This window comes from Veillonella sp. 27098_8_77 (assembly GCF_041431535.1).
Taxonomy (GTDB): Bacteria; Bacillota; Negativicutes; order Veillonellales; family Veillonellaceae; genus Veillonella.
On record NZ_JAPVXW010000006.1, the window covers coordinates 89,703 to 103,416 of the forward strand.

The following is a 13,714-nucleotide window of genomic DNA, read 5'->3' on the forward strand; positions in this document are numbered from 1 at the left end:
ATTTTATGACAACTAGACGGAATAGAGAGTGCTAATGAAGGTTAATTATATCCAGATATATAGAGGTTATAATAGATTTTCTATGGTTTTTACGTTATAATTAAGAGTAAATTATTTTAGGAGGAATATACACATGAAAGGTAATGAACTGCGTCAAGCATACTTGCAGTTTTTTGAAAGCAAAGGACATTTAAAATTAGATAGTTTTTCTCTTATCCCAGAAAACGATCCGTCTCTATTATTGATCGGGGCAGGTATGGCGCCATTAAAGCCTTTCTTTACAGGTAAATTGGTACCTCCTTGTCATCGTATTACAACAAGCCAAAAATGTATGCGTACAGGGGACCTTGAAAATGTAGGCCGCACAGCACGTCACCATACATTCTTTGAAATGCTTGGTAACTTCTCCTTCGGTGATTACTTCAAAAAAGATGCTATTCACTGGGCATGGGAATTCCTAACAGAAGTTATTAAACTCGACAAAAACAGATTATATGTCACTGTATATCCAGATGACCAAGAAGCATATGATACATGGCACAACGATTGTGGCGTAGAAGAAAGCCACATTACACGCCTTGAAGATAACTTCTGGGAAATCGGTGAAGGTCCATGTGGTCCAGATAGCGAAATCTTCTTCGACCAAGGCCCTGAACATGGTTGTGATGATCCTAACTGTGCACCTGGTTGTGACTGTGACCGTTACCTTGAAATTTGGAACCTCGTGTTTACTCAATTCAATAAAATGCCAGATGGTTCCTATGAACCATTGCAACATAAAAACATCGATACTGGCGCCGGCCTTGAACGATTGGCTTCCGTATTGCAACATTGCAAAACGAACTTTGAAACAGATTTGATTTTCCCAATCATCGAAGCGACTGCAAAACGCGCTGGCGTTAAGTATAACGAAGACCCAAATACAGATGTATCCTTGAAGGTTATCGCTGACCATGCTCGTGCTGTAACTGCGTTGATTTCCGATGGTGTATTACCATCCAATGAAGGCCGCGGTTACGTATTGCGCCGTATCTTGCGCCGCGCTGTTCGTCATGGCCGTTTGCTTGGTATCGACGGTTTATTCTTAACACCACTTATCGATGTAGTTGTAGATATTCTTGGCCCTGGTATCAAATCCATTGCTGAAAAACAAGACTTCGTTAAACGTGTCGTTCAAAACGAAGAAGAACGTTTCAACCAAACCTTGGAACAAGGCCTTGAATTATTGAATTCCTTAATCGATACATTAGCTGCTGAAAAAGCAACTGTCGTTCCTGGTACAGAAGTATTCAAACTATATGACACATATGGATTCCCTTGGGAATTAACAGAAGAAATCGCATCCGAACGTGGTTTCACAATCGACCATGAAGGCTTTGACGCTGCCATGAAAGAACAACGTGAACGCGCTCGTGAAGCTCGCGTAAAAGAAGATGCAAAGGTAGCTACACCAGACATTACGTTCTTAAAAGATGAAGAACTTGTAGAAAATGAAGCGGAAACTGCATCCTCTGTATTGATGCTTGGTAAAGGCTCTGAACGCTTACAAACCGCTGTTGATGGCGATGAAATCACTGTTATCGTACGCACTACACCATTCCATGCAGAAGGAGGCGGTCAATTAGGCGATACAGGCTTCATCGTTGGACCTATGGGTAAGGTAGAGGTTCATAATACAAAACGCTTACCAGAAGGTACTGTATACCACATTGGTACTGTTGTAGAAGGTTCCATCTCCGAAGGCGATGATGTAACACTTGAAGTAGATACAGCTCGTCGTGCAGCGATGGCTCGTAACCATACAGCAACTCACTTATTGCATGCTGCATTAAAACGCGTGCTTGGCGAACATGTTAACCAAGCAGGTTCTTTGGTAACACCAGATTACTTACGTTTCGACTTCACTCATTTCTCCCCTGTAACACAAGAGGAACTTGATCAAATCGAAGCTCTTGTAAATGAAGAAATTCTTAAGGCCACAGATCTTGCTATTGCTGAAATGTCTATGGACGAAGCAAAAGCAAAAGGTGCTATGGCACTCTTTGGCGATAAATATGGCGACGTAGTTCGCGTAGTAGAGGTTCCAGGATTCTCCGTTGAATTATGTGGTGGTTCTCATGTAGGTAATACAGCTTTCATCAGTTCCTTCCGTTTAACATCTGAATCCGGTATCGGTTCTGGTGTACGCCGTATCGAAGCGATTACAGGTCGTGCCGCTCTTGATGCAGCTAAACACGATCGCTTGACTATTGAACGCATTGCTGGTGAATTAAAAACTAAAGCGCCTCAAGTAGAAGAACGTTTGCACCAAGTATTGGCAGAGGCTAAAGAAACAGCTAAAGAATTAGACCAAATTCGTAAAGAAGTTTCTGCTGCAGGTGCTGCTGATATCGTAGCTGGTAAGGTTATGATTGGCGATGTAGCATTTGTTGCTGCGTCTGTGAAAGCATCCTCTATTGATGAATTGCGTGATTTCGCTGATATGGGCCTTGATAAATTAGATGGTTCTGGCGTAGTACTTGTAGGTGCTGTTATGGGCGATGACAAGGTAAACTTTGTATGTAAAGTTTCCAAAGATGTTGTCGGTAAAGGCGTAAAAGCTGGTAATATCGTTAAAGCAGCAGCTCAAGTAGCTGGTGGTAATGGCGGTGGTCGTCCAGATATGGCGCAAGCAGGCGGTAAAGAACCAGCTAAATTGATGGATGCATTAAAAGCAGCTGGCGAAGCTGTTAAGGAAGCTCTTAAGGCATAATACATTCTAGATGTATATCTTGCATATGCTATAATAGAAACATACAATACATATATGTGGGCCACTTAAGTGGCCCATTCATACAAAGGAGGGATACCCATGAAGGTTTCAGATGAAACTATGTTATTCCGTAAAGTAGACGATGAACCGATGACTGCCGAAGAGGTGCTGACTCGCGTTTATAAATCTATTCAAGAAAAAGGATATAATCCTATCAATCAAATCTTAGGTTATCTTATCTCTGGGGATCCAGCGTACATTACAAGCTATAATAATGCACGTAGTGATATTCGCCGTTTAGAACGCGATGATTTAATCGAAGAATTATTAAAAGAATACGCAAAGGCTAAACAACTATAATGAGAATTATGGCATTAGATGTGGGCAGCCGCACCATTGGCATCGCATGTAGTGATGCGCTATTATTGACTGCTCAAGGTATAGAAACGATTCGTCGTACATCCTTAGAAAAAGACTTTAACCGATTGCGTGAATTGATTTCAGAATATGAAGTGCATGAACTCGTAGTGGGCATGCCGAAGCATTTGAACGGCACTAAAGGTGATCGCGCTGAAAAGACGGAAGAATTCGTCGAAAAGATGAAGGTTGTCATCGACTTGCCTGTTACATTTTGGGATGAACGTTTATCTACCGTTATGGCCGAACGTCAACTCATCGCAGCTGATGTGAGTCGTAAAAAACGAAAGGTCGTCATCGATAAAATGGCTGCTGTCGTTATTTTACAAGGCTATTTAGACAGACTACAATTTAGTAAATCTTAATTCGCATAGATATCTAATGTGAATATCATACAGGTTCTTATATACATATAAAGGAGGGAATACCCATGGTTGATCAAAATTACGAAGGTGAAATTTTCTATCTCGAATTTGAAGACGAAGATGGTAACAAACAATATTTCACAGAAGACGTGATCTTAAACTACGAAGGTCAAGAATACGCTGTTCTTGTTCATGTACAAGATGAAGATCATGAAGGTCAAGATGATACATACATGATTTTGGCACGTATCGAAACAAACGATGAAGGCGTAGAAGAATACGTTCCGTTGGATGAAGATGATGAAAACTTTGATGCATTGGTTACTATGTACGAATCAATGGGCGAAGAGGAATAATTCTTAATCTCCAAAGACTCTAGTATAACGGTTGTTATGCTAGAGTCTTTTTTGTCATTATAGACCTGTGTGTAGTAATTGACTCATGGCTATTTGGTATATGGATAATATAAAAGAATAGATACATCGAAAGCCTTTAATATGGTATAATAAGATGATATACAATGGTTTGTAATAGAAAGGAACTCATCCATGAGAAAAGCCTTAAAATATGTTTCCGTAGGTGTTCTTAGCCTTGCTATTTTGGGTGGTGGTGCTTTAGGTGCATCCTATTTTGTACCGAATACCTTTAACGATGACGGAGGATCTCAAGTCCTCGTAATAGGCAAGGATGCAACAGGAACAGAAATTGCCGATATGCTCTATGAACATGGGCTAATTCGGTCTACACAGGTATTTAAATTATGGTTAGCTCTTAGTGGAACCGGTTCAAAATTACAATCTGGTCACTACCAGATTCCTAACAAGGTATCGGTCCATGAATTAATTAACTTATTACAAGAGGGCCATGTTGAGTCCATTAAATTAACGATTCCTGAAGGTTATACAGTAGGGGATATCGCCATTGCTCTTGAAAAAGCTCAAATTATGAAAGCTTCTGATTTCTTGGCAGAGGCAAAGACATTTGTCCCATATCCATATATGAAGGGCACAAAGCCGACTACATATCCTGTAGAGGGTTTCTTATTCCCAAGTACTTATGAAGTTCCCGTTGGGGCTACGCCAAAGGATGTCATTTTAATGATGTCTGAGCAAATGAATCGCTATTTAACACCAGCTGTGAAAAAGCAAATTCAAGCACAACATATGAGTATTCATGACTTTGTAACCTTGGCGTCTATCGTTGAACGGGAATCATTATATGATGCGGACCGTCCAACCATTGCTGGTGTATTTAAGAAACGACTAGCTCATGGTATTCCATTGCAATCTGATGCAACCATTTCTTATGTACTTGGTTATGCAAAGGAAAATGTAACTATCGGTGATACACAACTACAAAGCCCTTATAATACATATGTAAGTAAAGGCTTGCCACCAGGACCGATTGCAAATCCTGGTAAAAAGGCATTAGATGCGGTTCTTCATTCGGAAGATACTGATTATCTATACTTTGTAGCAGATAAAGATGGTCATAACCATTTCTCTAAAACGTATGCTGAACATTTGGCTGAGGTCGAAAAAATTTATGGTGGTGAACAAGCAAGTGCAGGCTCCTCAAATCAAGGTCAAGCCCCTGCATTGGCACAGGCTGGTCCTAACTATGACGTAGCGGCTACATCCGAACCAGATTACAACTACAGCTCTGCTGAGGCTGTAGCAGCAGATTCTCAATATGTAGATGTAGAACCAACGTATACATATACGCCAACTACGGTGCCGGCTGCCACTCAAGTAACGCCTACGCCAGCAACACCGGCGGCATCTGAACAACCGGCTACAACATCTTCGCCGAGCCAAATACCAGAAAGTATGCAACAAGTAATTCCACAGCAATCGGCACCAGTTCAATCGGCGCCAGCAGCGGAGGAACCACGTGTTGTAAGACCTAGTACACCGGTGGCACCATCTACGGGTAATACGCGCGGTGGAGTAGATAGATAATAAAAATACATTGTTGAGTATGTCATATACGCACAGTCATTTGTGCGTATATGATTACTTTCATAGTCAAATATATAGCGGGAATTTATAATACATTTTATGGAATTAAATGAGATATTAAATGAGCAGCGTATTTACGCGATGATTAATAATGTACCAATCCTTCGGGAATCTGAGGTGCATTTATTTGAAGAATTGATTGGATTATACCGGCCCACCTCTGTGTTAGAGGTGGGCACCGCCATTGGTTATTCTACATTACTGATGGCACCTCTTATTGAACGGGGCGGACGGATAACATCTATTGAGCTCGATGAAGTGCGCCACGAAATGGCTAAATATTACATCGGTCAATCGGCGTACAAGGATCAAATTACGTTGATTAAAGGTGATGCGAAGGACGTATTAACGCAAATCAAAGGTGAATATGATCTCGTATTTCTCGATGGCCCTAAGGGGCAGTATCTTAATCAGCTAGAGGTCATATTGCCTCATGTGAAAGAAGGGGGCGTTATCCTCGCCGATAATGTTCTTTTCAGAGGTTATGTGCGTGGCGATAAAGAGGCTCCGCATCGATTCAAAACTATTGTTAAGCGATTACAAGCGTATTTAGCATATGTAGAAAATAAAGAATTATTTAACACCACCATTTACCCAATGGGGGATGGCATGAGTGTAAGTGTGTGGAAAGGACACAACAAATAATGTCAGATCATTTTATGGAATTGCTTTGTCCAGCAGGTAATTTGGACAAGTTAAAAATGGCCATTCGCTATGGTGCGGATGCCGTTTATTGTGCAGGCAAACGATTTGGTTTGCGTGCTGGTAACTCCAATTTTTCCGACGAAGAATTGAAGGAAGCCGTTCAATTTGTACATGAACATGGTAAGAAAATTCACGTTACATGTAATATTATTCCTCATAATGAGGACTTTGAAGGTCTTGAGGACTATTTGAAATTTCTTGAAAGTATCGGTGTCGATGCGATTATCGTAGCTGATATGGGTATTTTTAGCTTGGCTAAACGCGTGGCACCAGGCCTTGAACTTCATGTAAGTACACAAGCATCCACGACGAACTGGCATACTGTGCAAATGTGGAAAGAACTTGGTGCAGCTCGCGTCGTAGCGGCTCGCGAAGTATCTGTAGCAGATCTTAAAGAAATGAAGGAACATGTGGACATCGAAATCGAATCTTTCGTACATGGTTCTATGTGTATTTCTTATTCTGGCCGTTGCCTATTGTCTAACTACATGACAGGCACACGCGACGCCAACCGCGGTCAATGTTCTCAATCTTGCCGTTGGAAATACAGCATTGTAGAGTCCAACCGTCCTGGCGAATATTACCCAATTGAAGAAGATGAACATGGCACATATATCTTTAACTCCAAGGATTTATGTCTCATTCATCGCATTCCTGAATTGTACGAAGCCGGCATCGACAGTCTTAAAATCGAAGGCCGCATGAAATCCGTTCACTATTGTGCAACGGTAGCTAAGGTGTACCGCACGGCTATCGATACATATTTGAAAGAACGTGAAAACTGGTACGTTCGTCCAGAATGGATCGCTGAATTAGAAAAAATTTCTCACCGCCCTTACACGGACGGCTTTGCAAATGGTCGTCCTGATGAAAGCGCACAAAATTACGGCAAATCTACAAATACCCAAACTCATGACTTCATCGGCTTAGTACTTGGCTATAACGATGAAGAAAAATATGTAGACCTTGAACAACGCAACAATTTCAAGGTAGGTGACAAGGTAGAATTCTGCCAACCTAAGGGTGAACTCGTAGAGGCTGTTATTGAAAAAATGACAGACGAAGATGGCAATCCTATCGACGTAGCACCTCATGCGCAAATGAAGGTTCGTTTGTATATGGACACAAAATTGGAACCATATTCCATGATGCGCCGCGAGTGCAAGGTGAAAGCAGAGTAACATGGTGAATACACATACTGATGCTAATGCTACGCATAATGACTTAAAACAGGCAGTGTGTAATGCAGAACCTTTAATGCCATCCCGTTCACTGGCTGGTTTTCATGAACCGCCTGAGTATAGCGGCACAGGAGAAGAAGGGTATTTGTACTTTCACATAGATCCGAAACATACAAATTATGTCAATCGTATCTTAGAGGGCTATGAATACGTAGGCGTTATGACAAGCGTAGATAAAACGGGGCGCTGCATGGTGCGGTGTACACCGGATACGCGTAGTCTAGCCATTGAAATCTTATCGAGCTTACCAGAGGTTACCTTAGAAATATAGTTCAATAACATAGATTAGAGAATTATCCAAATTTAGGAGAATAATAATGAAATGTAATGTATTAAAACGCGCATTTGTTTTTGCAGCACTTGGTGCCTCTATGGCAACAGTTGCTTTTGCGGCGCCAAACGGTCCTGTCATGATTCCACAACCAGGCACTGTTGTTGTGATTAATCATAATCCAGATGTAACATTTGCTGGCAATATTAACTTTGATGTTGAAAGCCAAGAAAACAATAATTTGAAAATTGGTTCTACTGTTGTACCAAATGTATTATATGGTGCTGTATTTAACAAGTCCGGTGCTCCTGATACAATTGTGCCAGCACAAACCTATGTGTTTACAGGTGCTAAAGAAGTACCTGCTGCGTTGACATCTCCTAGCGATGAAGGCAAACCAGGTGCAACTTGGTCTGTGGAAACAATTAAGAAAACTAAATCTGGCGATATTCAAGTAGCTAGCCGCGGTGTGCCTGAAAAACCATTGGGCGTACAAATGGAAATCATTAAAGATACTTTCACAATGGGCGCTATCGACAATAGTAAAACCGTACAAGGCCAAAACAGCAAGGGTACATTGTACATGACCGTGCCTAAGGATTTGAAGCTAAACCCTAGTAACGACATTCCTGCAGACGTGCGTGAAACAATGCCGGCTATGCTTCGTGGCCGCATGGGCGAATCTATGATGGTTAACCTATTGCCACTAAACGATGAAGAAAAACAACAACTTCGCAACAACTCGCACAATGCGAATACCATCGTATTCAACCGTGCTATGGGCATGGCGAGCAGCATTGGTAACTCCGCTAAACAAAGCAAAGTTTACACATACATGAAAGACCATTACCTCAACATGATTATTGTTGCAAAAGACTACGACGATAATGGCGCACGTGGTAGCGGTGTTTTAATGGTATCTAAACAAGATAATTCCGACGACGTAATGTTAATCCTATTCAAGGGTCCAGACATTACAAACTCTAAAATTGAAAAAGTAATTGGATCCATGCTATCTGCGCACTTTGAACGTAAATAGGTAGTTTTTAAAAATACTACAGGCCTGTTCTAATTTGGGGACGCACTAATAGAGTGTGTTTAGAAATAGAACAGGCCTGTACTAATTTGAGGAACATGTTAATAGAGTGTATTTAGAAATAGAACAGGCCTGTACTAATTTAAGGGACGTACTAATAGAGTGTATTTTAGAAATAGAACAGGCCTGTACTAATTTGAGGGATGCATTAATACAGTTGAAATTTTTTAGGACCTATGATAAGATATCTTAGTAAAAGTGATGCAAAGGACATGATTCTCATATCCCTGTGTACCAGAGAGAGGCAGATGCTGGAAATGCCTTACACATATATTTGAGTTACCCCCTTTAAACTGATTTGTCGAACTTAAAGTAGGTAAATACGGCAGCCACCGTTATCGGGCTTAATGAAGTGAATGAACTGTATCCTTGTGATGCGGTGAATTAACTAGGGTGGAACCGCGAATGATCTTCGTCCCTTGTTGGTAGGGATAGAGGGTCTTTTTTTATTACTAAAATTGAGTCTATCCTAGTTAATAAATTGGAGGAAATTAAAATGGCAGATGTAAAAATTATTTTACCTGATGGTAGTGCAAAGGAATACGCTGCTGGCACTACTCTTGGGGAAGCAGTAAAACAATTATCTAATAGCTTGGCTAAAAAAGTGTTAGCTGCAAATGTAGATGGCGAATTAACAGATCTTCGCGAAGAACTTGTTGATGGCAGCAAGGTTGAATTCTTAACATTTGAAGAAGATGGTGGTAAACATACATTGCGCCATACAGCTTCTCATGTTATGGCACAAGCAGTTAAACGCTTATGGCCAGAAGCAAAATTGGCTATCGGTCCTGCTATCGATAAAGGTTTCTACTACGATATCGATATGGAACATACATTAACTCCTGAAGATTTGACAAAAATCGAAAAGGAAATGAGCCGTATTGTAAAAGAAAACTTGCCTATCACTAAATCCGTAATGCCTCGTCAAGAAGCTATCGAGTTCTTCAAATCTAAAAACGAAGATTACAAGGTAGAATTGATCGAAGACCTTCCTGAAGATGCTGTGATTTCTTGCTATACACAAGGCGATTTCACAGATCTATGTGCAGGTCCTCACGTTGCATCTACTGGTAAGGTGAAAGCTTTCAAATTACAAAGCATTGCAGGTGCATACTGGCGCGGCGATGAAAAAAATAAAATGTTGCAACGTATCTATGGTACTGCATTTGAAAAGAAAGAAGAACTTGATGCATACCTTCACATGCTTGAAGAAGCGGCTAAACGCGACCATCGTAAACTTGGTAAAGAACTTGGTTTGTTCGTTATCAAAGAAGAAGGTCCTGGTTTCCCATTCTTCTTGCCAAAAGGCATGGCCCTTCGCAACGAATTGGAAAACTTCTGGCGCGAAGTACATCATGATTTCGAATATGATGAAATTCGCACACCAATCATCTTGAATAAACACTTGTGGGAAACATCTGGTCACTGGGATCATTACCGTGAAAACATGTATACTACAATCATTGATGACGAAGAATATGCAATTAAACCTATGAACTGCCCAGGCGGCATCTTGGTTTACCAAAACGAAATGCATTCCTACCGTGATTTGCCACTTCGTTATGCAGAACTTGGCCTAGTTCACCGTCATGAATTGTCCGGTGCATTACACGGCTTGTTCCGCGTTCGTGCTTTCACACAAGACGATGCTCACGTATTTATGTTGCCTGAACAAATGCAATCCGAATTGATGAAAGTTATCGAATTGTTCGACCGCATCTATAGCCAATTCGGTTTGAAATACCATGTTGAATTGTCTACTAAACCAGACAATGCAATGGGCGATGATGCAATTTGGGAAGCAGCTACAGAAGCATTGCGTAACGCTATCGAAGCAAAAGGCATCGATTATGTTATCAACCCTGGCGACGGCGCGTTCTATGGTCCTAAACTTGACTACCATATCGAAGACTCCTTGGGCCGTACATGGCAATGTGGTACTATCCAATTGGATATGAACTTGCCTGAACGCTTCAACGTAGAATACATCGGTGAAGATGGTCAAAAACATCGTACTATCATGATTCACCGTGCATGCTTCGGCTCCATGGAACGTTTCATCGGTATCTTGACTGAACACTATGCTGGTGCATTCCCAACTTGGATGGCGCCTGTTCAAGTGAAAGTATTACCTATCTCCGAAAAACACGTGGAATACGCTAATCAATTGGCAAAACAAATGCGTCATGACTATGTTCGCGTAGAAGTAGACGACCGCAACGAAAAAATTGGTTACAAAATCCGCCAAGCACAAATGGAAAAAGTTCCTTACATGCTCGTTGTTGGCGATAAAGAAATGGAAGACAATTCCGTTAACGTACGTAAACACGGCGGCGACGAATTGGGTACAGTTCCATTCGACGAATTCTTCAATTCCATTAAAATTGAAATTAAAGAACGCAACTAATTACATAATATAAATAAAAATCCTCTTATATACTGGACAGTTATCTTTAGATTTTATAATCTAATAGTAGCAGTTCATATATAAGGGGATTTTTCTTTCATTATAGTGGCGGGAGAAATTATAATGAACATCTTATTATGATTAGGTGGTGACCCTGTGTGGAGAAGTCAAGTTTAGCTTCAATTTTGCAACGTAAAAAGAATAAAAATCTTACGCTTGCGCATCGTCAATTGTGGGGGATGATTGACCTAGTTTATAAAGATTTTTATGACAAAGAATCTAAAATCTATGATGCTGGCAACGTAACACGTGAAGAATTTTCTATTATTAAACATGTGTATAAGACGAGGCATGTAGTAACTTATACGGAACTCAAAACTTTGTTAAATAATAAACACCTCAGTCCTGTGGGCTGGGTTATAAAACATCTTGAGAAAAAAGGTTTAGTTACCACTGTAAAACATTGGAGTGACCAACGATCTCGCGATGTTATGCTAACAAAGAAAGGAATTCGCACCTACGAACGCATATCATCAACGCATAATAAGGTAATGGGGGCCTTATTTTCTCAAATACCTAAAGAACAACGAGAACAAACAACAAGACTATTAATTCATATACATAATAGAATGGCAAAGAAACCTATAGCTAATTTTATTGATTCGGATTATACCCAATAAAAATAAATAGAACAGGCCTGTACTAATTTTAGGAAGGTGTGTATGTGCATCTCTAGAAAAAGAACAGGCCTGTACTAATTTGAGGGAGGTGTGTATATGCGCCTCTAGAAATAGAACAGGCCTGTTCTATTCTTAGGAAGGTGTATTAACGGTCCTAAGAAAAGATACAGGCCTGTAGTATTTTAGGCTATCCCTATCCAGTGCCAGTATGTAAGTGCAAATACGAGCATCATTACATAGCCGATGATGGTTAAAGGAATACCTGTTGTCATAAATGTTTTTACGTCGAATGTGTCTGTACCGTAAGCCACCATACCTTGTGGTGAGTTTACTGGTAATACTAGACCAAAGCAGATGGCGTATTGCATGATCATGGTTACGCCAATAGGGTTAAGTCCTTCTGCATTATGACCTACAACGATGGAGATAACGATTGGTATCATCGCTGATGAAAGGGCGGTGGCAGAGGCAAATCCTAAGTGGATTACGATGAGGAATGCAGCCATGATGGCAATCAACAAGAATACTGTAGCGGATTCTAGAGAGAATGCGTTAACGAATACTTGAGCAAGCCATGTAGCCGCTTTTGTTTTAAGTAAAACTGTACCGAGACCGATACCAGCACCAAACATAACGATGGAACCCCAGTCGATGTTTGGTTGAGCGAATTTCCAATCCATAATACCAATTTTAGGGAAGAAGAATAGGGCAATCGCTATGATCGTTGTTGTGGTGGTGTCGATGGAATGTAATTTACCACCTGTAGCCCACAATGCAAGTAAACCTATGGAGATGCATAAGAGTTTCTTTTCATCAGTGCTCATAGGTCCGATTTCTTGGCGCATCTTAGCGAGTTGTACATCGCCGCCAACGAGTTCTTTGAACTCTGGTTTAATTAATGCTTGTGTTAAGAAGTAGGCGATAATAACCATGATGATGGAAAATGGAGCAGCTGCTGTGAGCCAGTCAATCCAGCTAACAGATGTATTCATCTGTGTTTGCATGAATCCAACGGCCACAAGGTTTTGGGCGGCTGCGGTTTGAATCATAATGTTCCAGAATGTATCAGCTTGTACAGCACCGACCATGAGAAGGGCCGCAACGCGGCTTTTACGTTCAATACCTAAGTTCTCAACGATGCCGATGATAATCGGAGCAAGGCAAGCGATACGGGCCGTTGCACTTGGCACAAAGAATGCAAGGATGAGGCCTGTAATAATAACGCCTAGGTAAATGCGACTTACCTTGGTGCCGACGCTGGATAAAACGAGCATGGCGATACGTCGATCAAGTCCTGTTTTGCGCATGGCCACGGAGATAAACATGGCGGCCCCAACGAGGATCATAGCAGGTGATGAAAAACCAGAAATGATGAGCTTTAATGCATTGGCGGTACCCATCATTTTAGCAGGCGCCTCAGGATTTGGTGAGAAACCAAGCAATAAAGCGGTGAGGGCCGTAATCATGGTCGCACTGACAGGATAGGATACGGCCGATGTCATCCATAGGATGATGGCAAAGGCGAGAATGCCGATCATGCGATGACCACCTGTGGATAATGTTTCAGGCGTTGGTAATAATAAAATGGCGCCTAAAACAATAAATGCGAGAATAAGTCCGATGTTTTGAACTGTTGTACGACCCTTCGGAGGAGCCGTAGCTTGTTTTGTTGTGTTGGTAGTACTTGTTGTACTCATAATAACACTCCTTTCTGTGATTATCATTATACAGCACTATATATGTAATATTACTACTGTAT

Annotated in this window: 12 protein-coding genes and 1 other annotated feature; of the genes, 11 read left to right on the forward strand and 1 reads right to left on the reverse strand. The window is 41.1% G+C overall.

The window, feature by feature from the left end:
- The first annotated feature begins 133 nt into the window (after positions 1 to 133).
- The 11 genes from alaS to O3617_RS05310 all read left to right on the forward strand — a co-directional run bounded on the left by alaS (position 134) and on the right by O3617_RS05310 (position 11,955).
- The gene (alaS, locus tag O3617_RS05260) at positions 134 to 2,752 is read left to right on the forward strand and encodes an alanine--tRNA ligase (RefSeq protein ID WP_371449051.1); all 2,619 of its coding nucleotides are present in this window, start codon (positions 134 to 136) and stop codon (positions 2,750 to 2,752) included.
- Positions 2,753 to 2,851: 99 nt separating this feature from the next.
- Positions 2,852 to 3,112, forward strand: a complete 261-nt coding sequence (locus O3617_RS05265; RefSeq protein WP_005376219.1) for an IreB family regulatory phosphoprotein — start codon at positions 2,852 to 2,854, stop codon at positions 3,110 to 3,112.
- Positions 3,112 to 3,534, forward strand: a complete 423-nt coding sequence (gene ruvX / locus O3617_RS05270) for a Holliday junction resolvase RuvX (protein WP_371449052.1) — start codon at positions 3,112 to 3,114, stop codon at positions 3,532 to 3,534. Before O3617_RS05265 ends, ruvX begins: the two co-directional genes overlap by 1 nt.
- A gap of 65 nt (positions 3,535 to 3,599) precedes the next feature.
- Positions 3,600 to 3,890, forward strand: a complete 291-nt coding sequence (locus O3617_RS05275; protein ID WP_371449053.1) for a DUF1292 domain-containing protein — start codon at positions 3,600 to 3,602, stop codon at positions 3,888 to 3,890.
- Positions 3,891 to 4,082: 192 nt separating this feature from the next.
- A complete protein-coding gene (mltG, locus tag O3617_RS05280; RefSeq protein WP_371449054.1) occupies positions 4,083 to 5,495 on the forward strand; it encodes an endolytic transglycosylase MltG in 1,413 nt (470 codons plus the stop codon).
- A 99-nt stretch (positions 5,496 to 5,594) separates the two neighbouring features.
- Entirely contained in the window at positions 5,595 to 6,200 is a 606-nt protein-coding gene (locus O3617_RS05285) for an O-methyltransferase (RefSeq protein ID WP_227068446.1), read from the forward strand.
- Positions 6,200 to 7,441 (forward strand): U32 family peptidase, encoded by a 1,242-nt coding sequence (locus O3617_RS05290; RefSeq protein ID WP_371449055.1) that lies wholly within the window; start codon positions 6,200 to 6,202, stop codon positions 7,439 to 7,441. The genes O3617_RS05285 and O3617_RS05290 overlap by 1 nt, the downstream gene beginning before the upstream one ends.
- Before the next feature lie 76 nt (positions 7,442 to 7,517).
- Positions 7,518 to 7,772, forward strand: coding sequence for a DUF4911 domain-containing protein (locus tag O3617_RS05295; protein WP_371449071.1), 255 nt, complete (start codon positions 7,518 to 7,520; stop codon positions 7,770 to 7,772).
- A 46-nt stretch (positions 7,773 to 7,818) separates the two neighbouring features.
- Complete coding sequence (locus O3617_RS05300) at positions 7,819 to 8,811, forward strand: hypothetical protein (RefSeq protein WP_371449056.1); 993 nt, start codon at positions 7,819 to 7,821, stop codon at positions 8,809 to 8,811.
- Between the two features lie 249 nt (positions 8,812 to 9,060).
- Positions 9,061 to 9,291 (forward strand) — a binding site (T-box leader).
- Between the two features lie 73 nt (positions 9,292 to 9,364).
- The gene (thrS, locus tag O3617_RS05305) at positions 9,365 to 11,275 is read left to right on the forward strand and encodes a threonine--tRNA ligase (protein ID WP_371449057.1); all 1,911 of its coding nucleotides are present in this window, start codon (positions 9,365 to 9,367) and stop codon (positions 11,273 to 11,275) included.
- Positions 11,276 to 11,433: 158 nt separating this feature from the next.
- Positions 11,434 to 11,955 carry a MarR family winged helix-turn-helix transcriptional regulator gene (locus O3617_RS05310; RefSeq protein ID WP_371449058.1) on the forward strand — a complete coding sequence of 174 codons (522 nt, stop codon included), beginning with the start codon at positions 11,434 to 11,436 and terminating at the stop codon, positions 11,953 to 11,955.
- 182 nt (positions 11,956 to 12,137) lie between these two features.
- On the opposite strand, the gene O3617_RS05315 is transcribed toward O3617_RS05310, so the two are convergent.
- Positions 12,138 to 13,652: a DASS family sodium-coupled anion symporter gene (locus O3617_RS05315; RefSeq protein ID WP_371449059.1), complete on the reverse strand. Its 1,515-nt coding sequence runs from the start codon at positions 13,650 to 13,652 to the stop codon at positions 12,138 to 12,140.
- Positions 13,653 to 13,714 lie beyond the last annotated feature (62 nt).

Bases quoted from the DNA above. Each gene is read 5' to 3' on its own strand.
- alaS (WP_371449051.1), top strand. From the start codon at position 134: ATGAAAGGTAATGAACTGCGTCAAGCATACTTGCAGTTTTTTGAAAGC.
- O3617_RS05265 (WP_005376219.1), top strand. From the start codon at position 2,852: ATGAAGGTTTCAGATGAAACTATGTTATTCCGTAAAGTAGACGATGAA.
- ruvX (WP_371449052.1), top strand. From the start codon at position 3,112: ATGAGAATTATGGCATTAGATGTGGGCAGCCGCACCATTGGCATCGCA.
- O3617_RS05275 (WP_371449053.1), top strand. From the start codon at position 3,600: ATGGTTGATCAAAATTACGAAGGTGAAATTTTCTATCTCGAATTTGAA.
- mltG (WP_371449054.1), top strand. From the start codon at position 4,083: ATGAGAAAAGCCTTAAAATATGTTTCCGTAGGTGTTCTTAGCCTTGCT.
- O3617_RS05285 (WP_227068446.1), top strand. From the start codon at position 5,595: ATGGAATTAAATGAGATATTAAATGAGCAGCGTATTTACGCGATGATT.
- O3617_RS05290 (WP_371449055.1), top strand. From the start codon at position 6,200: ATGTCAGATCATTTTATGGAATTGCTTTGTCCAGCAGGTAATTTGGAC.
- O3617_RS05295 (WP_371449071.1), top strand. From the start codon at position 7,518: ATGCCATCCCGTTCACTGGCTGGTTTTCATGAACCGCCTGAGTATAGC.
- O3617_RS05300 (WP_371449056.1), top strand. From the start codon at position 7,819: ATGAAATGTAATGTATTAAAACGCGCATTTGTTTTTGCAGCACTTGGT.
- thrS (WP_371449057.1), top strand. From the start codon at position 9,365: ATGGCAGATGTAAAAATTATTTTACCTGATGGTAGTGCAAAGGAATAC.
- O3617_RS05315 (WP_371449059.1), bottom strand. From the start codon at position 13,652: ATGAGTACAACAAGTACTACCAACACAACAAAACAAGCTACGGCTCCT.